Below are 24,372 nucleotides of genomic sequence, written 5' to 3' on the forward strand. Positions count from 1 at the left end.
ATTTTGAACTAATTGTAGTACAATTAAGTTAAAAGCGGGGTGGACAATATGGCAAAAGATATTAAAGCAGATGAATACATAACAGGCTCTGAAGTTGTTAATAAAGTAGACCGAATTGGTAGTTTAGCAACTTTAGGTAATTGGGCTAAAGAAATGGAACAAATGGGCCATAAGTTCCAACATGATGGTCGAGGACGTCGGATTTATTCCGAAGATGATATGAAGCTCTTGCAACAAATGAATGATTTGTTGGGAGATCGGCATACATTAAAACAAGCTGTCGATGTAACTTTGGGACTTACAGACAAAGAAGCAGCCGAAAAAAGTAAAAAGGCAGATACGAAGTCACCAGCCGTAGTTGATACAAAGATGTTTGAAGCTCAGAATAAGGATTTGTCTGAGATCAAAGAAATGTTGGCTCAAGTGGTTAAACAAAACCAACAGTATCATGACGAAAATGTGAAATTACAAACTCAGATTTCTGAATTGACTGATGTCACTAAGAAGAACGCACAATTGCTACAAGAACCACCAAAAAAGAAATCGTGGTGGCAACGGCATTTCGGTTCTGATGAAACAGATGAAGCCTAATAAATAAAGCATTTGGAATAGTCCAGCGGCTAAATTCCAAATGCTTTTTGTTTTGTTAAAATTATTTTTTCTCACTAACGACATAAACAGGACGGTGTTTACTTTCCGAATAGATCCGGCCGACATAATTGCCAAGAATTCCCAAACAGAAAAGCTGAATTCCACCAATGAAGAGGATGATTGCTGCCAACGAAGGCCAGCCAGCCGTTGTAGCACCAAAGAAAAGCGTCCGAATAATGATGAAAATAACGGCGATCACGGACACAACGCAAGCAAAAATTCCTATAAAACTAGCGATTGCCAGCGGTGCTGTAGAGAAATCAATAATGGCTTCCAGTGAATATTCAAATAGTTGCCAAATTGACCAAGATGTATTACCGGCCACCCGTTCACGATTTTCAAAGTCTAAATATTTAGTTTTGAAACCAACCCAGCTGAAAATTCCCTTTGAGAAACGGTTTCTTTCGGGTAAATTCAAAACGGCATTGACCACTTTGCGGGTCATCACGCGATAATCCCGGGCATTAGGGACAATTTCAACTTTAGAAATTTTATTGATTAATTTGTAGAACATGTTTGAAAGGAATGACCGGAATGCTGGCTCTCCTTCACGACCAACGCGGCGAGTGCCAATTGCATCATACTCACCAGTATGTAGTTCACGAAGCATTTTTGGAAGTAATTCAGGAGGATCTTGCAAGTCAACATCCATCAAGCCCACAATTTCACCAGTTGCTGCTTCTAAGCCAGCAAGGATTGCAGATTCTTTCCCAAAGTTTCGAGAAAACGAAATATAATGCGCTGTTTCAGGATGTTGGGCATTGAGAGTTTTAAGTTCATTTAAGGTCGCGTCTGATGAACCATCATCAATGAACCAAAGTTCCAAAGTGTAATCTTTCATTTGAGGATCTTCAAAGACTTTAGTAATTGCTTTAAAGTAAATTGGCACGGATTCTTGTTCATTAAAACATGGGACGATCATTGATACAGTTTTCATTAGCTAAACTCCTCCTATTTCTTTTAAATTATAACATCTCCTTCGGAAGTAAGTACAAAAAGTTCTCAATTCAATGACGACAAGATATAATGGAGTTAATAAAACGAAACGTTTGGAGATGGTAATATGACGGCAATTTTAGAGCTTCAAAATGTTGGATATCGAGCTCAAGAAAATCAAATTTTACAAGGAATTTCATTATCAGTAGGAGCTGAAGACTATTTGACAATTACAGGGCCCTCCGGTGGTGGTAAGAGCACCTTACTACGCGTCCTAGCGTCATTGCTCACCGCGACTGAAGGTAAAATTTTGTTTAAAGGACAAGATATTAGCGAAAAAGATCCAATTGAATATCGCCGGCAGGTGTCTTACTGTTTTCAACAACCTACGTTATTCGGGAGAACCGTGGCCGATAATTTAGACTTTCCCTTTCAAATCCGCAATGCTGATATTGACGTGGCCAAACAAAAATCGGCCCTTGAGTACGTTGGGTTACCAGAAAGTTATCTAAGTAAAAAGATTACGGAACTTTCTGGTGGTGAAAAACAACGAGTGGCGATGATTCGTAACATTATGTTTTCACCAGATGTCTTACTTTTAGACGAGGTGACGGCTGGTCTTGATGAAGCGAATAAGGACATTGTGCATAATTTAATTGAGCATTTTCATAAGGATCACCATGTCACAATCCTGGCGGTGACCCATGATGCAACTGAAATTGCACAGGCTAGTCACATAATCACCATTGTAAAAGGAAAGTTGGAGGTCACAAAATGAATCTTGATGTGAGTAATTGGTCATTAACCCTAGCAGGTTTGCTGGTTTTAGTTGCGATGTGGATTGGCTATCGGGAAAAGTTAGGAATTGATCGAGAAATTATTACGGCGGTTATTCGGGCCGTTATTCAACTTTTTGTGGTTGGCTATTTATTGAAATATGTATTTAGAGTAAATAATGTCTTTTTAACGTTAGTCATGATTCTAATTATCTTATTTAATGCTTCATGGAATGCGCAAAAACGGAGTAATGGAATGGCACATGCCTTACCGATCTCCTTTGTGGCTATTCTTGCAAGTACCGGCGTAACGTTGGGAGTTTTGATTCTATCAGGAGCCATTAAACTAATTCCATCGCAAGTGATTCCAATTTCTGGAATGATTGCAAGCAATTCGATGGTGGCGATTGGGCTGTGCTACCGCAGTATGAATACGAAATTTCGTGATCAGCGCCAAAGTGTTATGGAACGCCTGGCTTTGGGCGGAACGGTGCGTGATGCCTCGATTGGAATTCTTCGCGAAAGTATTAAAACGGGGATGGCGCCCACAATTGATTCAGCTAAAACAGTCGGGATTGTGAGTTTACCAGGAATGATGTCTGGACTTATTTTTGCTGGCGTCGATCCAGTTCGGGCAATTAAGTATCAAATCATGGTCACCTTTATGTTACTTTCAGCAACCAGTATTGGCTCCGTAATTGCCTGTTACTTGGCATATCGAAATTTTTACAATTCTCGAAAACAACTTAAAGACATGCCCAATAATGACTAACTAATAAAACTATGAGTAAAAAATTAGCAATTTGTGAAAACGCTCACTAACATCACAGGAAGCCCTTACAGTTCTCCGGTATAATAGACTTAAATAATCTAATAATATGGGGAGCTGGTTAAATTGGGAGACACGAGTACTAATACAAAGCAATTTCGTTGGTTTACAATTGCATTGATCGCGTTCAATACTGTTTGGGGATTTAACAATGTTGTGAATAACTATGCGCAACAAGGCGCGTCGGTTATCACATCATGGATTATCATTTTAGCGGTCTACTTTATTCCGTATACATTAATGGTAGGCCAGCTTGGATCGACCTTTCAAAAGAGTGGTGGTGGGGTTAGTTCTTGGATTGATGCCACTTCTACGCGAGGATTGGCTTACTTTGCAGCCTGGACATACTGGGTTGTGCATGTGCCATACTTAGCACAGAAGCCACAAAATATTTTAATCGCCATTAGTTGGGCGTTTACCGGAGCTGGAACCTACTTTAGTCATTTTTCAACAGCCATTTTTTCAATTTTATGTTTAATTGTTTTTCTATTTTTCATGTGGGTAGCTTCAAAGGGAATTACAACGCTTGGAGTCATTGCGACGTTTGCCGGAACCGCAACGTTTGTCATGTCGATTCTGTTTATTTTCCTGGCAATTGCGGCACCCCATTTACCAAACGTTACCGCAGCAACGCAGAACTTAACGCATGTGAAAACATATATTCCAAACTTTAATTTTAGCTATTTTACGACGTTATCGATGTTAGTCTTAGCGGTTGGTGGTTCTGAAAAGATCGCGCCATATGTTAACAAAACCAAAAATCCGTCCAAAGAATTTCCGCTTGGAATGATTGTGTTAGCTATCCTAGTGGGAGTTTGTGCAATTGCTGGATCCGTCGGCATGGCCATTTTATTCAACAGTAAGGCGATTCCTAAGGATTTGATGATGAACGGAGCTTACAGTGCCTTTCAGCGGCTGGGCCAGTATTATCATATCGGCAATGCTCTGATGATCACTTACGGATTAACCAATTCCATTGGTCAGATTGCGGCCTTGATTGTTTCGATTGATGCGCCACTACGAATTTTACTTTCAGGCCATAATGATGAATATGTTCCTAAGTCATTAATGAAACTCAACAAGCATGGGGTATTCATTAATGGTTACAAGATGACGGGAATTCTGGTTGGAATCTTGATTATCCTTCCTGGACTGGGAATTAAAAATATTCAACAGCTTTACAATTGGCTCTTAAACTTAAACTCAATTGTCATGCCGCTTCGTTACCTTTGGGTCTTCGTGGCCTTCATGCTTTTGAGCAAGCATATGAACAAATTTCATTCTGATTATATGTTTGTCAAAAATAAGACGATCGGCTGGTTACTTGGTTTCTGGTGCTTCATTTTTACCGCCTTCGTGTGTGTCTTAGGAATGGTTCCAAAGGTTAGCTTTTCTTCAGATCCTCACGGCTGGTTTTTACAATTAGGCTTAAACATTATTACCCCAATTGTGTTAATCGCATTAGGCTTTATCATGCCGATGATTGCACGTCGCGATAAAAATAAATAAGATTTTTAAATGAGTTTGGCCATTTAACGATGGGCAGGCTTTTTTTGTCAATCTACGCATTCGTTTTCTGGTAGAATGGGGTTATTGACACAGAAATGGAGACGATGAAACGTGAATAAAGTAACCAGTATGTGTACCTCAGTTTTAGTTGGAAAAAAGGCCAGTTTAGATGGTTCAACGATGATTGCTCGAAACGAGGATCGGTATTTGCCGATTCACCCGAAGAAGTTTTATATGCACCCTGCCGTTAAAGGTCAAAAAGTTGTTTTAAAGTCCAAATTAAATGGATTTGAAGCACCATTGCCTGCAGATGGTTATCGGTATACCGCTACTCCTGATGCGGATCCCAACAAGTTACACGAAGGTGTGAATGATGAAAGCGGCATTAATGAGAAAAACGTCGCCGTTAGTGCAACTGAAAGTACCTATGGCAATGAACGGACATTAGCCTATGATCCTTTGATTAAAGATGGCTTAGGTGAAGATTCGCTTGAAACGATGGTGCTTCCTTATGTGGATTCCGCGCAGGATGGAGTCAAACGCCTTGGGGATCTGATTGCTAAATATGGGTCGAACGCTGGAAACAGTGTGCTTTTCAGTGATAAAGACAATGTTTGGTACATGGAAATCGTGACTGGTCATTACTGGGTGGCACAACGGATTCCAGATGATGCGTATGCGATAGCTGCCAATGAAGTTGCGATTCAGCAAGTTGATTTCAATGATCCTGATAATTTCATGTGGGCAGATGGCATTCAGGACTTTGTTGAGAAACATCATTTGAATGTGGATGCGCAAGGATGGAATTTCCGACATATTTTTGGCACGTTTAACGAAAAAGACCGCCATTACAACACGCCACGAGTTTGGTATGCACAGAAATTTTTGAATCCTGAAATTGAACAGGAACCAGAATCTGGTGAGCTTCCCTTTATCTGTCATACAACGCACAAGATTTCGGTCGAAGATGTCGAATTCATTTTAGGTTCCCACTATAACGAAACTCAATATGATCCATTGGCACCTGGCGAGAGTGCCGACAAGTATCGATACCGTCCAATTTCCATGAATAGAACGCAAAATTCACATGTTCTGCAAATTCGGAATAATGTGCCAGCTGAACAAGCGGCCATTTACTGGTTGAACTTTGGGGTGCCATCTTTCAGTCCTTACGTACCGTTTTACAGTAATGCGACCGATACAGATGATAGCTACAAGAATACAGCCATGAGTTTCAACTTTAGTGACGCTTACTGGATGTACCGCACATTATCGATGATGGTCGAAAGTCATTATCCGCAATTTGTCCAAAACTCACGTGATTACTTAACTGCCATTCGCGAAACACAACGCCGTTATTTGGAAAATACTGATAATAAAGCTCGTGATTTAACAGGATCAGCCTTATCGGATTATTTAACTGAGCAGAATAAGGTTTTGGTTACTGAAATGCGTAAACAAACCGTTGATTTCATAGGGAGTTTGGTTGTGCAGGGCGCTGGATTATCTAAATTGACGTTTAATATGGATAAGAATTTATAAGATGTTCTAGAATAAAAAAATGGCTGGCTTTCATAAAGAAAGCCAGCCATTTTGTACTTAAAATAATTAAATATCATTTGAAAGTTGTTAATCAGATGTAGTTACTTACAAATAAATTATCTTTTATATGTATATATTTGTTGACGGTTATCAGTTTAAGCGAGAGTGTCAAATTTTATGTGTAAATGAAAAAGCCTCTCACTTTTGAACTAAAACATTGATTCTAAAGTGTCTTGAACTAGGTTGAACCCTTTATGTGTTCGTCGCCCAAATTTGTCATTGTAATCAAGAATTACAGTCATTAAGGTTCTTTCCAAAGATTCTTCGTTGGGAAATTGTTCACGTTTCTTTGTTTGTCGCTTAAATTTTTTGTTAAATGATTCGATAAGATTGGTACTATAAATACTAGACCGGATAGCCGGTGGAAAATTAAAAAATACCAGTAATTTCTGGTTCTTTAATAAAGCTTGCGTAACTTTGGGATATCTTTTGCGCCAATGGTCAACAAAGTTGGCTAAGCTGTGCTCAGCCATTCGTTTATTGGTTGCTTGATGAATTAACTTAAAATCATTTAACACAGCTTTACGGTCATGAACCCGTACATGATGCGAAATATTACGACTTACATGAACTAGGCATTGCTGAATAACGGCGTTTGGATAATATTTACCAACGGCAGTTTCGAGGCCAACCAATCCATCGGCCACAAAAAGTAAGGTTTGTTGTACGCCACGATCCTTCAAATCAGCTAATACTTCAGACCACACAGAACTAGATTCTGTCGGAGCTATCTTGTAAGACAGCACTTCCTTATGACCATTAGGTTGAATGCCAATCGCAATATGAACTGCTTCTTTGGCAACTGTGTCACGTCGCAAGGGAAGATATGTGGCATCTAAATAAACGACAGCGTACCGTTCTGATAACGTTCGATTCTTGAAAGCTTCAACTTGTTCGTTAACTACCTTAGTTAGATTGGAAACTGTCTGTGGCGTGTAATAGGAACCATACATTTTTTCCATCAGATCGGCGATCTCATGAGTGGTAATTCCCTTTTGATAAAGCTGAATGATGGTTTGTTCTAACTGGTCTGTTCGTCGTTGATAGGCTGGTAATGTGTGGTTAACAAATTCTCCGTTTCGATCACGGGGAATCGTAAGATTCAATTCGCCATATTTTGTATTAAAGGTTCTCGTGTAGTGGCCATTACGAGAATTTCCTGAATTGAAGCCATTCCTATCATAGGGCTCATAACCTAAAAATGCAGAAAGTTCATTTTGTAATAGCTCATTAACGGCCGTTTCTAGTTGATCTTTGAAAATAATATCTAGATCCTGACGCTGCGCTAGTGCTGTGACGATTTCTTTGGTAAACTGATTCATGGGGAAGCCTCCTGTGATGTTTGTTTAGACGCTAACTATCATAAGGGAGAGGCTTCCCTTTTTCAATGAATCATTTACACATAATTATTTAAACACTCGTTTAAGCTTTTATAATCATTTATAATAACCATAAAATAAATATTATAAAGGGGATCCTAATGAAGAAAAAAGTATATAAAAAGCAAAGTAGTAAAATTCGGCGATTGATTGTAATGTCTTGTACTATTCCGCTTCTCTCAACGTCAATTCTACCCATGGTAAATATTTCTGCACAAAATGTTGAAAGCTCGCAAAAGACGAGCAAAAAAAATCAGGATGTTAAGGACGCTGAACAGCTACCTGATTTATCTAAAAAGGTAGAAAATATGGCTGTAGAATCAGACGACGAAAGTTCAAAAAAAGTTGATAGTAATTCTAAAGATAAAGAACAAACAGAATTAAAAAATGATAACAACTCTAAAGACGAAGAACAAGTAGAAAACTCTAAAAATAAGATAGCATCGGAAAAGGTCGAAGAAAAAGTGAAGGATAAGAAAGATGCAAGAGCGTCGGCGTCAGTTACCATATCTCCTTCAGAAGTGAATGAATGGGATAGCTACAGTCCAGGTGGTCTGGAAACTGCATTACTTATTTTGCCTGTTTCAATCGACGCCTCAGCCAACACGAGAGTGACGTATGGACTGTATTTTAAACCAGATTCTGGCCCAGAACATTCTGTATCACATGGAATGGTTACTACAAATTCTGTTGGGCAAGCAACTTGGGAAGCGGGAGCATGGAGTGAAAAGGAGTCTGGGAATTACATTATTCGCTTTTCTTCAGGGATGTCGGGTTCAACATCAGCTAGATATACCTACAATAAGGCAGAAATTCCAACGGTGGCAAGTCACACAATTTCAGCTGGAGTATCGGTAACTTTTACAGCTGAAAATATTAATGCCGATCACGTAGCTGAGTATCAGTGGCAAAAACGGGAAAGAGGTCAGTGGGCAGATATTGAGGGAGCAACAAATAGAACTTATAGAACTGATGGAACTGATGCTGTTGGAACAACAGAGTATCGAGTTACAGTAAAATATGGTACAGATAATGTATTGACAAAGACTTCTAATGCAGCGACACTTACGGTTACTGGCATAACACCTACTATTGCAGATCAAAGCGTTCTTGAAGGCCAGAAGGCCACATTTAAAGTTGAGGAACCCGTTAGTGGTGTTCATTACCAGTGGTTAAAGAAAGATGGTGATTCTTTTGAACCCATTAGTGGTGCGACAAGTTCAACTTACACAACTAATGGTGATGAAGCTGATGGTACTCAATACAAAGTAAAAGCAACAAGTGGAAGTTTAGTTGATGAATCAAATGTGGCAACTTTGACTGTTGCTGAGTTAATGAATCCTGAAATTGAAAATCAAGAGGTTTTAGAAGGCCAAAAGGTAACATTCACATCTGAGGCTGTTGCCGGTGTGAATTATCAATGGCAACAATGGATTGATGATGAATGGAAAAATATCGATGGGGCTACTAATCATGAATACGAAACTAAAGGTACAGAAGCAGATCAAAGCAAGTTTCGTGTGAGAGTAAATAATGGTTATATTAATAAGTATTCAGATGAGGCAGTGCTGACGGTTACAGAGTTAGTCAAGCCTGAAGTTGCTGATGAAACAGTTTTAGAAGGCCAAAAGGCAACATTTACAACTGAAGCTGTTTCGGGTGTAAGCTACCAATGGCAACAACTAATTGATGGTGACTGGGAAAATATCGCTGGCGCCACTAACCATGAATACGAAACTAAAGGTACAGAAGCAGATCAAAGTAAATTTCGTGTGAGAGCAAATAATGGGCATATTAATAAGTATTCCAATGAAGCAGTGTTGACAGTTACGGAATTAGTTAAGCCAACAGTTGCTGACAAAACAGTTTTAGAAGGTGAAAAGGCAACCTTCGCAACTGAAACTGTTTCCGGTGTGAGTTACCAATGGCAACAAAAGGTTGATGGCGACTGGGAGAATATTGACGGGGCTGATAAAAACGAGTACGAGACTAAAGGTACTGAAGCCGATCAAAGCGAGTTCCGGGTAAAAGCTAATAATGGTCATATCGATAAATATTCAGATGCGGCCGTGTTGACGGTTACCGAATTAGCTAAACCTGAAGTTGCTGATAAAACGGCTTTAGAAGGCCAAAAGGCAACCTTCACAACTGAAGCAGTTTCTGGTGTAAGTTACCAATGGCAACAACTAATTGATGGTGATTGGGAAAATATTGATGGTGCTACTAAACATGAATACGAAACTAAAGGTACAGAATCCGATCAAAGTAAGTTTCGTGTGAGAGCAAATAATGGTCATATTAATAAGTATTCCAATGAGGCAGTGCTGACGGTTACAGAGTTAGTCAAGCCAACAGTTGATAATGAAACAGTTTTAGAAGGGCAAAAGGCAATTTTCACAACTAAAGCAGTTTCTGGTGTAAGTTACCAATGGCAACAACTAATTGATGGCGATTGGGAAAATATTGACGATGCTGATAAAAATGAGTACGAAACCAAAGGTACAGAAGCCGATCAAAGTGAGTTCCGTGTAATCGCAGATAATGGTCATGTAACTAAGACATCAAATGCTGCAAGCCTTACAGTTAAAGAACTAGCAAAACCATCAGTTGCAGATGAAACAGTTTTAGAAGGTCAAAAAGCAACTTTTAGTACGGAAAAAGATGCAGATGTAAAGAGTTATCATTGGCAACAAAAGATTGATGGTGATTGGAAGGATATTGACGGCGCTGATAAGAATGAGTACACAACTGAAGGCACTGAAGCCGATCAAAGCGAATTTCGTGTAATTGTAGATAATGGCTATATAACTAAGACATCAGAAACGGCAAAACTGACAGTTAAAGAATTAGCCAAACCAACAGTTGCTGATGAAACAGTCTTGGAGGGCCAAAAGGCAACATTCACAACCAAGGGCGGTTCGACAGCAAAGAGCTATCAGTGGCAACAAAAGATTGATGGTGATTGGAAGGATATTGACGGCGCTGATAAGAATGAGTACACAACTGAAGGTACTGAAGCCGATCAAAGCGAATTCCGCGTAATTGTAGATAATGGCTATGTAACTAAGACATCAGAAACAGCCAAACTGACCGTCAAAGAATTGGCCAAACCAGAAGTTGCAGATGAAACAGTTTTAGAGGGCCAAAAGGCAACATTCAAAACAAAGGCTGATCCGACTGCAGAGAGTTATCAATGGCAACAATTGATTGATGATGAATGGAAAGATATTGACGGAGCCGATAAAACGGAGTACACGACTGACGGTACTGATGCTGATCAAAGTAAGTTCCGTGTAAATGTTGATAATGGGCATATCAATAAATATTCGAATGCGGCAGTGCTGGCAGTCAAAGAACTCGCGAAACCAGAAGTTGCAGATGAAACAGTTTTAGAGGGCCAAAAGGTAACTTTCACCACAAAAGCTGACCCGACCGCAAAAAGTTATCAATGGCAACAATTGATTGATGATGAGTGGAAAGATATCGATGGGGCTGATGAAAATGAGTACACAACTGAAGGTACTGAGGCAGATCAAAGCAAATTCCGTGTGATCGTTGATAACGGCTATGTAACTAAAACATCAAATGCGGCCAGTCTCACTGTTAAAGAATTAGCCAAACCACAGGTTAGTGATAAAACGGTTTTAGAGGGCCAAAAGGCAACATTTACCACAAAAGCTGACTCGACCGCAAAGAGTTATCAATGGCAACAATTGATTGATGATGAGTGGAAAGATATTGATGGCGCTGATAAGAATGAGTACACAACTGAAGGTACTGAGGCTGATCAAAGTAAATTCCGCGTGATTGTTGATAACGGCCATGTAAATAAGACATCAGATGCAGCCAGTCTGACGGTCAAAGAATTAGCTAAGCCTGAAGTTAAAGATCAAACGGTTGCTGAAGGTCAAAAAGCTACATTTGTAGCAAAAGCTGATTCGGACGTGAAGAGTTATCAATGGCAACAGTTGATCAATGGTAAGTGGCAGGATATTAATGGTGCAACAAACCGCAAATATACCACCAAAGGAACAGAAAGTAATCGAAGTAAATTTAGAGTTGTTGTTAGCAACAGCTATGTAACTAAGACTTCAGATGTTGCATTTTTAACAGTCATAAAAAATGGTAATACTGATAATAGTGGATCAGATGGACAAGATTCGCAGAAAGACAATTCTAATGCTGGACAAAGTAGCTCCAAAAATGGCAAAAATCAAGGGAAAGATGCAAATACTGATCAAAGTAATCAAAGCCTGGGGAAAAATGTAAATACTGATCAGAATGATCTCAAAAATAATCAAAACCAAGTGGGCAATACAGCTAAGGCTGCCGATGGCAATGATCAGGATCAAACGCAAAATGATAAGTTACCACAATCTGATGAAAGAAGAGAAATTGGGTTAATGATTATTGGAGGATTACTGCTTGTCTTGACATTGCTTGCAGGACCAATTCTTCGTTTAAGAAAGAAACAATAGAAATAATTGTAGTGTGGATCACTAACGAAAAGGATTAAAAAATTAACATAATCAAAAATAGTACTGATGGGTATTCACGGTTGTGAAATCTATCAGTACTTTTTTTATAAAAAAAGAAGATAGCTAGATTGCTATCTTCTTCATAAAGGAAATCATTTCTTTTTTAGTGTGCTATGTTTAATTTGTACAGTTTGGTTTTAAGCTATTTAAGATCCATCACATGTGCATAGCCTGCAATATAAGGTTTCCAATAAGAAGCCATGTAACTTTCTTTAAGGACACCACGATCTTGCGCATCAATCATTTGGTTATCGCCAGAAACGACAATTCCTACATGATCAATTGAAGCGCCACCGTTGTAACTGAAGAAAACAAGATCTCCAGGCTGAACGTCATCATGAGAAACGTGGTCAAAAGCTGCATATTGAGCTGCGGCCGTTCTTGGCAACGTCTTGTTGTAGGCATTGGCAAACAAGTATTGGGTTAGACCAGAACAATCAAATGTATCTGGGCCAACCGCACCCCAAACGTAATCTTTACCAAGTTGCTTACGAGCCAAGTTAATTAAATCACTGTAGTTTTTAGTCGCTTTCTTATCACTTGTGTCAGCAACGTTTGCTTTAGAATCGGATTTTATTGCTTGGATTTTTTCAGGAATGCTAATCGAAGACAAGGTGTCTGTATGGTTGGCAGTGGCCTGAATGCCCTGAATTGGCTTAATGCTATCCGCCGAAATTGTGGATTGGCCGAAGAAGATCGCCAAAAAGGTTGCAAAGAATAGTAAAATGGGAAGTGCAGATTTAGTTTTCATAAATACTCCTTATTTAATGGACCGAATTTATCAATCATAACAGCCTTATGTTACGGGAAGTTAACAAAAATATTTTAAATGTAAGTCTAGATGTTACTAAAGAGTGACCTCAAAAAACGATCAGCTTTTTGAGACACGTTTAACTATTAAAGAAAGGTCGTCGCGGATGGCAGCAAAAAAAATAGGGATTCGAGAACTAGTTGAGTTCGTGCTTCGTGCTGGCGACCTGAATTCATCAAGTAATAGTCAAAATACCGCCTTAGAAGGGGCGCAGATTCATCGGAAGCTGCAAAAGGCGGGTGGTGAAAACTACGAAAAAGAAGTTTACGTCAAACGAACGGTTTCGATGGCTGGTGAAGACTATGTCATTGATGGTCGTGCGGATGGCGTTATTCAAACCGCCGATCAATTATTAATTGAAGAAATTAAAACGTCCGATCCTGATTTTGAGGATCTGTCGGAAAATACACTAACCTTGTATTGGAGTCAGGCCAAAGTTTATGGCGCAATTCTAACCCATGATTTAGATTTGCCAAAAGTCACTTTGCGGTTAACTTATTATCAACGCACAACTGACGAGATTACCAAAACAGAACATACTTACACAAGCGAAGAATTGCAGACGTTTTTCGATGGCTTAATTGAAGAATATCGAAACTGGCTGGTCATGCGCAGTGATTGGCGAAAAACGCGTAACAAAAGTATTAAAGCTTTAAAGTTCCCGTTTGATGAGTATCGCAATGGCCAACGAGATTTGGCTGTCGCCGTCTACAAAACGATTGCGCTAAAAAAGCGGTTGTTTGTGGAAGCACCAACCGGAACGGGAAAAACAATTTCAACACTGTTTCCCAGCATTAAAGCCATGGGAGAGGATCTATGTGACCGGTTATTTTATTTAACGGCCAAACAAAGTACCCGCAGTGTCGCTGAAAAAGGGTTGCAACTAATGGTCGATAAAGGCCTGCAGATTAAAAGCATTACCCTAACTGCAAAGGATAAAATTATTTTTCCCGAAGAAGTGGATGTGGCTCCGGAAGACAATCCTTATATGATTGGTTATTATGATCGCCTGAAGGATGGTATTCGGGATGTCTTTGAACACGAGAACCAGATTACGCGACCAACCATTGAAAAATATGCGAAAAAGCATACCTTAGATCCATTTGAATTTTCACTGGATATCTCGACGTTTATGGACGTCATTATTTGTGATTACAATTATCTGTTTGATCCAATTGTCTATTTACAACGATTCTTCACCCAACCAGAGGATGCCAACTTCTTCTTGGTTGATGAAGCGCATAATTTAGTGTCACGATCTCGAGACATGTATACTGCGCAGGTAGATGATGGGGATACCGACGATTTAATCAAGGCTGGAAAAACGGCGGGCAAAAATGAAGATATTCAGGGAATTACCAACCAATTAAAGAAAGTTCAAACCGTTTTTGATCAAGTGAAAATTCCATTGACGGAGCAACATAAAACGCAGGCGGTGACGACCGAAGAGCTGACTGGTTTTCGGCATGGCCTAGAAAAATTTAATAGTTTTGTACAGGATTGGTTACCAAAACAGCCGCAAACCCCATTCACCTCCCAAATCTTGGATTTTTATTTCACATTATTAAGGTACGTCAAAATCTCGGCGTTCTACGATGAAAGTTATCGTGTAATTGTGACAATTGAGGAAGATCAAAGTGTGAGTGTCAAAGAGTTGTGCTTAGATCCAAGTCCATACTTAGATATGTCATTAAAAATGGGTCGGGGTGTGGTCTTCTTTTCAGCAACGCTGTCACCGATGGATTATTTCAAAGAAACGCTGGGATGTGCCGAAAATGGATTGAGTTTGCAGTTAACTTCGCCATTTTTAGAACAACGCCAAAATATTTTAATCACGCAATATGTAAACACGACTTATCATCAGCGGGAAAACAGTTTAGGTAGCATTGTCGACAGCATTTTTGAAATGGTAAACGCCAAACAAGGAAATTATTTAATTTTCTGTCCCTCATACAAATACATGACGCAAATTGAGAATGCGTTTCTCCAAAAATATCAGCAGTTCAACGTGATTGAACAAAGTAATCAAATGAATGAAGCGGCTCGAAAAGAATTTCTCGATGCCTTTGCTAAAAACTATCCGCATTCCTTGATCGGATTTAGTGTGCTGGGCGGCATTTTTTCGGAAGGCATTGATTTGGTGGGTGACTACCTCATTGGCGTGGCAATTGTGAGCGTGGGGTTACCGGGATTGAGTGATGAACGCAATTTACTCCGCGATTACTTCGATCAAAAAAACGGCAAAGGATTTGAATATGCCTACCAGTTGCCAGGGATGAATCACGTGTTGCAGGCGGCGGGGCGTTTGATTCGTAGCGATCAGGATGCCGGCAACGTGGTATTGATGGACAATCGCTTTGGTAATCAACGGTATACCCGTTTGTTTCCAAGACATTGGCAACATTATCAACGCGTGTATTCGGTGGAACAGTTAGCGAAAAATGTGCAAGGATTTTGGCAAAAGCTGGACGAATAGTCTCAGAAAATAAAATTACTTATTTTTTCTGAAAATTGTGTAGAAACTCGGATAGGGAGTTTTTACACAATTTTTGTTTTAAAGTAAACAAGTTTAACCGGGAACAAACGATTTCTTACATTGGCTGTTTACAGGGGTACGCTTAATCGGTATATTATATAAGGAGCATTTTAATTATTGGGAGCATACATATAGGAAGAGGAGCTAGCAGAATGGGAAATGGCAGATATTTAATTGTTAATATTATTGGAATTTTTGTATTTATTGGTGTCGCATTTTTGTTCTCCAAAGATAAGAAACACGTTGACTGGCGTTCAGTCATTACAATGTTAGTGATCAACATTTTCTTGGCTTGGTTTTTGACCGGCTTTTCGATCGGAATCGACGGAGTGAAAGCTGCAGCCGGCGCATTTAACTGGATGGTTCAAATTTCGTATTCAGGAATCGGTTTTGCCTTAGCCAGTTGGGTGAAAGTTAAACCAATGGATTTTGTCACTAGTTCATTGTTACCAATTTTGATGATCGTGCCATTATTCGATATTTTAACTTATATTGGGTTTTTACCTTGGTTAATTAAATGGGTTGGTCGCGGTTTGGCATTTATTACCCGTCAACCAAAATTCGAATCATTTTTTGCGGTTGAAATGATGTTCCTTGGTAACACCGAAGCCTTGGCAGTTTCTAGTCTTCAATTGAAACAGATGAAGGCCCAACGTTTGGTGACAATCGCCATGATGTCAATGAGTTGTGTGACGGCTTCAATTCTTGGTGCGTATATGCAGATGATGCCTGGCGAGTATGTAATCGCCGCGGTGCCAATTAACATTGTGAATGCAATTATTGTCACCATTATTTTGAATCCTGTTACGGTGACTCCAGAAGAAGATACAATCGCTAAACTTGGTGGCAGTGCGCAGGTTGAAGAAAATACGCAGACTACAGAAACGAGTGGTTCTGAAGACTTGGCAGAAGATCAAGTTAAAGCAGATATGAAACCTAAGAAAGAGCCATTCTTCTCATTCTTGGGAGATTCAATTCTTGGTGCTGGTAAACTGGTTTTGATTATTTTAGCCAACGTAATTGCCTTCGTGGCCTTGGCTAAATTGATTGATTCTTGTTTACAATTAGTAGCGCCATGGTTGACGATGGAAAACATTTTGGGTGTTATCATGTTTCCCTTTGCTTGGCTCTTGGGCTTGGATGTGCCAACGGCCTTTAAATTTGCGCAGTTCATGGGAACCAAATTAGTGACCAACGAATTTGTGGTCATGGGGAAAGTTTCCCCCGTTATTTCAACATATGCGCCTCATTTTAAGGCTATGTTAACAGTTTTCTTAACTTCTTTCGCAAACCTCTCAACGACCGGGATGATTATTGGAGCGTTCAAGGGAATTGTGGATCGTAAGAAAAACGATGTGATTTCAAAAAATGTTGGCTACATGCTGTTATCCGGTGTGTTAGTTTCACTGATGTCAGCTGGAATTGTTGGGCTGTTCAGTTGGTAGAATAAATTAAATAACTAATTTAATCCCCTTGGGGTTAATAAATGAAAATCATTTATTAACTTCGAGGGGATTTTTTTATCCAAAATGATAACGATTTTGACCACAACATTCTGTGGTTGAGGTTTTGCAAATTTCAGAATAGTTTTTATTTTTATAAAATTAAAAAGATAATGTACTTAACCATAATATTATCGTAATCATAAGAAAAGTGTGGTCATATTGGTTTTATCTAAATAAACACCATGTTATGATTCATATAAGAAATATTGAAGAGCCGACCACACACAACATTTTATAGGAGGATAACTGTATGGCCATCAGGAGAGTTTACTCGGTCTTAATGATCTGTTTGTTACTCTTTGGAATTGGATATCCCGCTACGGGAGCCTTTGCTGAAGGAGACAAAGATGATCAATTTAAGATCACAGAAACAGAGTTTACAAACGAAAATGACGAAAAGTTGGAGGAAGTTGATGCAGATCAGCAAGTGAATGCTAAATTTCACTTGAAGATGACGGGAAAACAAGCCCGTGAAAATGATAGTACATCAATTAAATTGCTTGGAACAGACAGTTTAACTTAAAAAAAAGAGACACAAACACTTAAACCAGAAGTGGTTAATGGAACCTTTGTAAAGGCTCCAGCAATGACCTTTCAACATGATGCAGCACTTAATAGTTACATGCTGAAATGGAACAAAAAAGATTTCGAAAATATTGAAGATGATTAGGTGTTTAATTATGAGATAGCGCTTCCACTAGAAATCCAAAGTATTACAAAAGATTTTGAAGCTGATTTAGAAATGAAATTTAGTGGTTTGAAGGAAAACGTTAAATTTGGTTCTCTTTCATTCCTGGCACCGGTAGAAAATGAAAAAGTAGAATCAGAGGATAGTTCAGCAACTGAAAAAGAATCTGAAACTTCTAAAGAAGAAAGTCAAAGTAGTGGAAGTACTGAATCAGAAGATAACGACGATGCGGACACTGATGTTGACCAAAATAGTAGGGCAAGAACGAATAGTGATACCGGTAGTGCTACAGAAAAGGCAACACGTGCAGTAACAGAAATTCCTTTACCAGAATTTCCAGATCGATCTGGTAACCCATTAGGAGTTGCAGCTAACTTTCATATTTTTGCGGAAAATTTTGCAAGAGGTGGGAATGCGCATACCAGTGGAAATATTGCCGTTAATTCTTTGACTAACGTATCTGAAATTGGTAATGAAGGACGTGATACACGTTGGCAAGAAACAAGTTACGTAAAAGCGTATGACGGACGTCGAGATCGGCTTACCTTCAGAGCAGCCGTTTTTGGAAATGAGCATTCACTTACGGATATTAATAATGGTGCTCAGACTTTCTTGACTGGTGGGCCTTTAGGAACTGGACGGGTTAGTTATCAATATAATAATAGTGGTGACAACATTACAGGAGCCGCAATTAATGGTAATTGGATTGATGTCACAGATACTTTGACAACCTTAAAGCAAACAAGAGATAACCTAGTTAATACCCCTTATGCCATTGATTTTGATGACACTCGCTATTTAACAGAAGATAGCAATGGATTGACATTAAACTTTGAAGATGAAGCGGTACAAAATACTTTTGTAATTAAAGTAAGTAATAGTCAAATAGCGGGTAAGACCTTAAATATAAAATTAAGAGATGAACAAAATGTTATCTTTGTTGCTACACCGGACAAAGATAGTGGTGCACTAGGTAGTGCCCACATGCATGTATATGTGGATGGCGAGCTTATTGGACCTGATCCCGAAGCTGGGAAAGGAACCCGATATAATTATTCAATTTTATGGGCAATTCCAGAAGGGTCCGAAGAAGTGAACCTTGTTGGAAATATGTTCTTTGGATCTGTATTGGCACCTTCTCAAACCGTACAAAGTTATACGAACTTCAATGGAACAATTGTTGCAGATACTTACTTGGGATCATCTGCAGAAACCCATTCTTGGACGTATAACCCTACAACAGAAGTTGAGCCAGAACCAGAAGAGACTCAATTAGTTGTTAAAAAGACAGTCGAAGGTAGTGATGATGATAAGAATAAAGAATTCAAGTTTGTTATCACTCGTTTAGATGAAGAAAATTTTGACGGCACCTTAAAAATGAAAATCAATGGTCAAGGTGAGGAAATAAATCTTAAATTTACAGATGGTAAATCAGAAGAAATCACCTTAAAGCATGGACAATATGTCTCATTAGTTGTACCAAATGGTTCGAGGTTCTCGATTAACGAAACAGAAGCTCACGGTGCAAGTACAGGTATTGAAATTGATGGCAATGCTGTTGAGTCAGACAATCGAGAAACTGGACCAGTTCAAATGGGTGAAGCCGATAAAGGCCAAAGTCACATCGTTGATTATACGAATAAATTTGAAGAAGAACCAGAAACCAAGGATCTTCAGATTAAGAAAACGGTGACTGGCGATGTTCCTCATGGGACTAAATTTAAATTCAATTTAAGTATTGATCCTAAAAAAGCTGGTACCTATAAATATACTGCTGGTGATGGCAGTGAACAAGATATCACTTTTGATGAAGATGGAAAATCTACCTCTTCAATTGAACTAGAGGCTGATCAAACAGCAACTATTAAAGGGTTGCCTAAAGATGCCAAGGTAACAATTACAGAAATTGATGCGGATGGTTATAAAACAACGATTAAGCATGAAAATAATGGTGCTGAAGAGAAAAAAGAAATTACAATTGATTTTACAACCATCAATTCTAATTCCACATCTGTCGTGTTTAATAATCACTTAACTAAACCAAATATGCCTGTTACGGGTGGAATTGGTAATCTCATATTTATCCTTGTTGGATTGCTGGTAGTAGCTGTTGGAGGTTACTTACTTTATAAAAACCGACGAGGTAATGTGAATGGATAATTGGATTATTCTGCCACATATATTGGGACGACGAGGTTAAGTTGGTTCCTATTAAAAATTAGGCAACAAAAAATCAAAGAGGGTAATAGCTAGACATTATAGGAGGAAAACACATGATAGCAACGAAAAAAGGATTTTTCAAAAAGATTGGAGCCGGTCTGCTGGTTGCAGCAGCAATGGCACCGCTGGCACTCGGGTTGACGAGCATTAAGAGTGTGAGTGCAGCTGATGATAAAGTTACAGTGAGTTTGCACAAGATGGTGCGAGACCAAGGTACTACGGGAGGTATTACTAGTGATGGTACTAACCAAGGAACTATTAATGGTTTCAGTGACTGGAATAAAAGCAGCCACGGAGATGTAGAATTTTCTATTTATAGTGTAGATTCAGCATTTACGGCCTGGAAAGCTAAGCCAGGAACACCAAGTTATGATAATGATGGGGATGCATTTAATGCTTTCCAAAAATACATTTTAGATTTTGGCGATGACCATACAGCGCTACTAGCAGACTTAGGTATAACAGAGGCAGACCAAACAATTGATTCACGAAAAGATGAGAATAATGCTAATTTGTTTAATTTTACTCAAATTACAAATAGTGGTAAATACATGATTCTTGAAACATATGCAGATGCAAGTCACACAACTACCAAAGCAGCGCCAATTGTCTTCAACTTACCTTTAGAAAAAGCTACCGGTGACACAGTTCATTTATATGCTAAGAATGATGTGCCAAAAACAGATCCAGAACTTGAAAAGAAAATGGAAAATCCTAATGAACCAGGAGAATTTATTTTTAAATCAGGAATTAAGTTTACTTTAACTAAAGACACAGGAGATTTTACACCTGTAGAATCTTCTACAAATGCTCAAGGTAGAATTAAGATTGAAAATCTGGCTGCAGGAGATTATACATTAACAGAAACCGCAGTGGATGGATATACACCTATTACAATTAAATTTAATGTCTCGGGTGGAAATATCACGATCACTGACTCACCAGATGATGTACACGCAAAAAAGGAAGGTAGTGTATGGACAATTTACGCAAAAAACTTCCTTAAATTTGGTGAAAAAGACTTCACAAAAATTGATAGTAAAGATAGTGAAAAATTGGCCGGTGCTGTTTTCTATGTAAAAAATAATTCAGTACTTGGTCAAGGAGAGTTCGCACAATTTGAAGGTGGTAAGTTTGTGAAATGGGTGGCAAACAAGGAAAATGCAACGCCATTCACATCTGGTGATGGAGATAATGGCACTACATTAGGTGCATTTAATATTCCATTAATGCCTTATGGAACTTACTATCTAGAAGAAGATGTGGCTCCAAATCACTATGGTAAATTAGATAGTACTATTCCATTTACTATTGATGGAGACTCAGAAGCAGAAGCAGCAAAAGAAATTAAGAATACAAAATATGACTTACCAATTACTGGTGGTATGGGAATCTGGGTATTCGTCCTTGTCGGTGCAGTATTGATGGGTGGCGCAGGATTCTACTACTACAAATCACGTAAAAATAAATTAATTTAATCACTAATTTAATTTTTACGACATAAGTTTCATTAACAATAAGGATGGTTACGACGCATCCTTATTGTCATACATAAATAGAAAAACTTAAATTTTATTAAAGGAGGTGTTAGTCATTAAAAAGAAATGGCTAAAACGGACAATTGCAACGCTAATATTTGTTATCGGATTGGGGATCATTTCGTTCCCGTTCGTTTCAAACGCAATGTCGCAACAACAACAGTACCGCATGATCGACACATATAATAGTGTTTCACGACATAGTAAACAGGCAGTCGTTGTTTCCACCTCCCAAATTAATAAAACGTTATCTTGGTTCAAAAATCCATTTCAGCAGTTTAATGTTAAAAAAGTGGATGAAGATAAAAAATCAAATACAATCAACGGAATGCTGACCCAAGTTGAAATGTTGGGAACCATCAATATTCCTGGCATTGATGCCAAGTTACCGATCTTTAAAGGAACCGACGATCTGCAACTTAGTGAAGGCGCTGGTCTCATGGAAAAGACGTCCCCACTAGATGGAAAAAAGGGTTCGCATAGTGTGGTTACGGCTCATCGTGGCTTACCTGGAAGTAAACTTTTTACTGATTTACCCAAACTAAAAAAGGGTGACCGTTTCTTCATTAATTCTAAAGGTAAGAAAATGACCTATAAGGTTGATCGAATTAAGACGATTACGCCAGATGAGCTCGGTAATTTTGCGAAGGATGATAAGTATAATTACGTAACGCTGATGACTTGTACGCCATACATGATCAACAGTCATCGGTTGTTGGTTCGGGGACATCGAATTCCAAACGAAAAAGAACCAGCACCTAAGCAACAAATTCCATGGATATGGATTGGCCTAGGGGTCGTTGTGGCCGGTGGTGCCGCATACGGTGGTTATCGTTGGTATAAAAAAAGACGATCTGGATATGTGAAAAAGCATTAGGAGCCAGTCCGACTAGCCATTTTAATGGCGTAGCGAGGATGGACATCCGTCTTGAAGATAAGATTTTGCGAGAGCAAAATAGACCTTAGATTTTGAAAAGGAGCCAGTCCGACTAGCCATTTTAATGGCGTAGCGAGGATGGACATCCGACATGAAAATAAGATTTTGCGAAGGCAAAATAGACCTTAGATATTGAAAAGGGAGGGCATGAGTAGATGAGTCGAAAAGCAAAAAAGTGGTTAGTAGCTGGAATCTTTTGTATCGGTTTGATAATTGCGATGGTCGGGTTATTGAGTAATCCTTTAATTGAGCACATGGGTAATGAAGAAGTCGAAAATATGACGCCAAAAAAGGTGGAAGCTTCCAAACGAAAACCAGCTAACTTTGACTACTCCTCTGTCGAAATGCTAAATCCGGTCAGTGTTAGTGTTGAGGCTGCCAAGAATGCCACAAAGGGATTTACCAATGGTCTTTCTCAGGGTGATGATGCCGGTGACTATGCACCCCTTGGCAAAGTTTCCATTCCAAGCGTTGCCCTCCGTTTGCCAATTGGAAAAGGGTTAGGGCACGAAGTCCTTTCACGCGGTGCCGGTACCATGAGCGAAGACCAACAAATGGGGCAGGGTAACTATGCCATATCAGGGCATTATATGACGAATACCCGAATTTTATTTTCACCCCTTAAACAAGTCAAAATTAGCGACATGATCTATTTAACGGATATGAAAAAAGTTTATCGCTACCGCACATACAGTAAGCGAACCGTTCCTAAGAGTGAAGTTGAAGTGCTTAAAGAAGTCGCTGGTAAAAAAGTGGTTACGTTAATTACCTGTGCGTCACCGGCTACAAATGAACCCAATCGAATTGTTGTCCAGGGTGAATTGGTGGGAACCAGCACTAATTTAAACAAGTACAAGAATATTTTTGGTTAAGTTTAAACGCTTGTGAGATCCCACCCAAGCACTTAAGACTATTAATAATCCGAGAATCCAGTACAATGGAAGTGTACTGAATGGAGTTAATAGATGGGGGATAATAAAAATGACCACCAAAATAATTATGGACTGTGATCCAGGAATTGATGATGCTGCTGCGATTTCGGTGGCTTTAAACAATCCGGCGCTTGCCGTTAAATTAATCACAACGGTTGCTGGAAATGTGACCGTGGACAAGACCACCAAGAACGCCTTGAAACTCGTCCACTTTTTCAATAAGAAAGTGCCAGTTGCCAGTGGTGCCGAACAACCTTTGATCAAACCATTTGAAGATGCTGCCCGAATTCACGGTGAATCAGGGATGCCCGGATATAATTTTGACGAACTGGTTGGCGACACGGTTAAACATACTGCTATGGAAGCTTTGTATCAGACAATTATGAAAAGCCCAGAACCAATCACTTTAGTGCCAACGGGAGCTTATACCAATATTGCTTTGTTGTTGGCAACGCATCCTGAAGTTAAACCGAAAATTTCGCGAATCATTGCGATGGGTGGTTCCTTGGGTCGCGGTAATATGACCAGTGCTGCCGAGTTTAACGTGTATACGGATCCGGATGCGGCACAGATTATGTACAATTCTGGGATTCCGATCGTGATGATTGGGCTGGATGTTACGATGAAAGCTTTACTAACGCAAAAAACGTTAAATACCGTTGGGACGTTAGGTGAAGCGGGCAACATGCTGGCTTCCATTTTTAAGCATTATTATGAAGGTCATGAAGGTGGTATTCCGATGCATGATGTGAACACAATTTGTTATCTATTGCATCCTGAATTTTATCAAACTGCCAGGTACTGGATTGATATTCAAACGAGTGGCCCGGCCATTGGGGAAACGGTCGCTGATATTCGGGGCGCTTATCATCTGGGGAACACCAATGCCCAAGTTGCCGTTGGTATTGATGCGGATGACTTCAATCAGTGGTTTATTGAAGAAGTTCAGAATATGAAAACTGAATAAATTGAACTTAAATTAAGT

General features: G+C 39.2%; 17 protein-coding genes. 14 read left to right on the forward strand and 3 right to left on the reverse strand.

The window, feature by feature from the left end; genetic code table 11:
- Positions 1–48: 48 nt before the first annotated feature.
- Positions 49–591 (forward strand): MerR family transcriptional regulator, encoded by a 543-nt coding sequence (locus ADU73_RS06960; protein ID WP_062913324.1) that lies wholly within the window; start codon positions 49–51, stop codon positions 589–591.
- Between the two features lie 61 nt (positions 592–652).
- Here the strand turns inward: ADU73_RS06960 and ADU73_RS06965 are convergent, their stop codons facing one another.
- Positions 653–1,588 (reverse strand): glycosyltransferase family 2 protein, encoded by a 936-nt coding sequence (locus tag ADU73_RS06965; protein WP_046871668.1) that lies wholly within the window; start codon positions 1,586–1,588, stop codon positions 653–655.
- A 126-nt stretch (positions 1,589–1,714) separates the two neighbouring features.
- Here ADU73_RS06965 and ADU73_RS06970 point away from each other — a divergent pair, with 126 nt between their 5' ends.
- From ADU73_RS06970 to ADU73_RS06985, 4 genes are all read left to right on the forward strand, one after another.
- Complete coding sequence (locus ADU73_RS06970) at positions 1,715–2,365, forward strand: ABC transporter ATP-binding protein (protein WP_046871669.1); 651 nt, start codon at positions 1,715–1,717, stop codon at positions 2,363–2,365.
- Positions 2,362–3,135 carry an ABC transporter permease gene (locus ADU73_RS06975; protein WP_046871670.1) on the forward strand — a complete coding sequence of 258 codons (774 nt, stop codon included), beginning with the start codon at positions 2,362–2,364 and terminating at the stop codon, positions 3,133–3,135. The genes ADU73_RS06970 and ADU73_RS06975 overlap by 4 nt, the downstream gene beginning before the upstream one ends.
- 123 nt (positions 3,136–3,258) lie before the next feature.
- Entirely contained in the window at positions 3,259–4,701 is a 1,443-nt protein-coding gene (locus tag ADU73_RS06980; RefSeq protein ID WP_046871671.1) for an APC family permease, read from the forward strand.
- Between the two features lie 129 nt (positions 4,702–4,830).
- Positions 4,831–6,243, forward strand: a complete 1,413-nt coding sequence (locus tag ADU73_RS06985) for a C69 family dipeptidase (RefSeq protein ID WP_046871675.1) — start codon at positions 4,831–4,833, stop codon at positions 6,241–6,243.
- Between the two features lie 209 nt (positions 6,244–6,452).
- Here the strand turns inward: ADU73_RS06985 and ADU73_RS06990 are convergent, their stop codons facing one another.
- A complete protein-coding gene (locus ADU73_RS06990; protein ID WP_010620873.1) occupies positions 6,453–7,625 on the reverse strand; it encodes an IS256 family transposase in 1,173 nt (390 codons plus the stop codon).
- A 158-nt stretch (positions 7,626–7,783) separates the two neighbouring features.
- Here ADU73_RS06990 and ADU73_RS06995 point away from each other — a divergent pair, with 158 nt between their 5' ends.
- Entirely contained in the window at positions 7,784–12,160 is a 4,377-nt protein-coding gene (locus tag ADU73_RS06995) for a hypothetical protein (protein ID WP_046871682.1), read from the forward strand.
- 202 nt (positions 12,161–12,362) lie between these two features.
- On the opposite strand, the gene ADU73_RS07000 is transcribed toward ADU73_RS06995, so the two are convergent.
- A complete protein-coding gene (locus ADU73_RS07000; protein ID WP_062904010.1) occupies positions 12,363–12,971 on the reverse strand; it encodes a C40 family peptidase in 609 nt (202 codons plus the stop codon).
- A 166-nt stretch (positions 12,972–13,137) separates the two neighbouring features.
- On the opposite strand from ADU73_RS07000, the gene ADU73_RS07005 reads away from it, so the two are divergent.
- The 8 genes from ADU73_RS07005 to rihC all read left to right on the forward strand — a co-directional run bounded on the left by ADU73_RS07005 (position 13,138) and on the right by rihC (position 24,354).
- On the forward strand, positions 13,138–15,507 hold the full coding sequence (locus tag ADU73_RS07005) for an ATP-dependent DNA helicase (protein WP_046871683.1): 2,370 nt from the start codon (positions 13,138–13,140) through the stop codon (positions 15,505–15,507).
- A 212-nt stretch (positions 15,508–15,719) separates the two neighbouring features.
- Positions 15,720–17,012 (forward strand): NupC/NupG family nucleoside CNT transporter, encoded by a 1,293-nt coding sequence (locus tag ADU73_RS07010; RefSeq protein WP_046871684.1) that lies wholly within the window; start codon positions 15,720–15,722, stop codon positions 17,010–17,012.
- 310 nt (positions 17,013–17,322) lie between these two features.
- Positions 17,323–17,595, forward strand: a complete 273-nt coding sequence (locus ADU73_RS07015) for a hypothetical protein (protein ID WP_062913325.1) — start codon at positions 17,323–17,325, stop codon at positions 17,593–17,595.
- A gap of 219 nt (positions 17,596–17,814) precedes the next feature.
- Entirely contained in the window at positions 17,815–19,920 is a 2,106-nt protein-coding gene (locus ADU73_RS07020; RefSeq protein ID WP_145930492.1) for a DUF7601 domain-containing protein, read from the forward strand.
- 113 nt (positions 19,921–20,033) lie between these two features.
- On the forward strand, positions 20,034–21,458 hold the full coding sequence (locus tag ADU73_RS07025) for a SpaA isopeptide-forming pilin-related protein (protein ID WP_046871687.1): 1,425 nt from the start codon (positions 20,034–20,036) through the stop codon (positions 21,456–21,458).
- A gap of 106 nt (positions 21,459–21,564) precedes the next feature.
- Complete coding sequence (locus tag ADU73_RS07030) at positions 21,565–22,395, forward strand: class C sortase (protein WP_062916590.1); 831 nt, start codon at positions 21,565–21,567, stop codon at positions 22,393–22,395.
- 215 nt (positions 22,396–22,610) lie between these two features.
- Entirely contained in the window at positions 22,611–23,327 is a 717-nt protein-coding gene (locus ADU73_RS07035) for a class A sortase (protein WP_062913327.1), read from the forward strand.
- Between the two features lie 109 nt (positions 23,328–23,436).
- Entirely contained in the window at positions 23,437–24,354 is a 918-nt protein-coding gene (rihC, locus tag ADU73_RS07040; RefSeq protein WP_046871689.1) for a ribonucleoside hydrolase RihC, read from the forward strand.
- Positions 24,355–24,372 lie beyond the last annotated feature (18 nt).

This window comes from Pediococcus damnosus, assembly GCF_001611155.1.
In the GTDB taxonomy this organism is placed as follows: domain Bacteria; phylum Bacillota; class Bacilli; order Lactobacillales; family Lactobacillaceae; genus Pediococcus; species Pediococcus damnosus.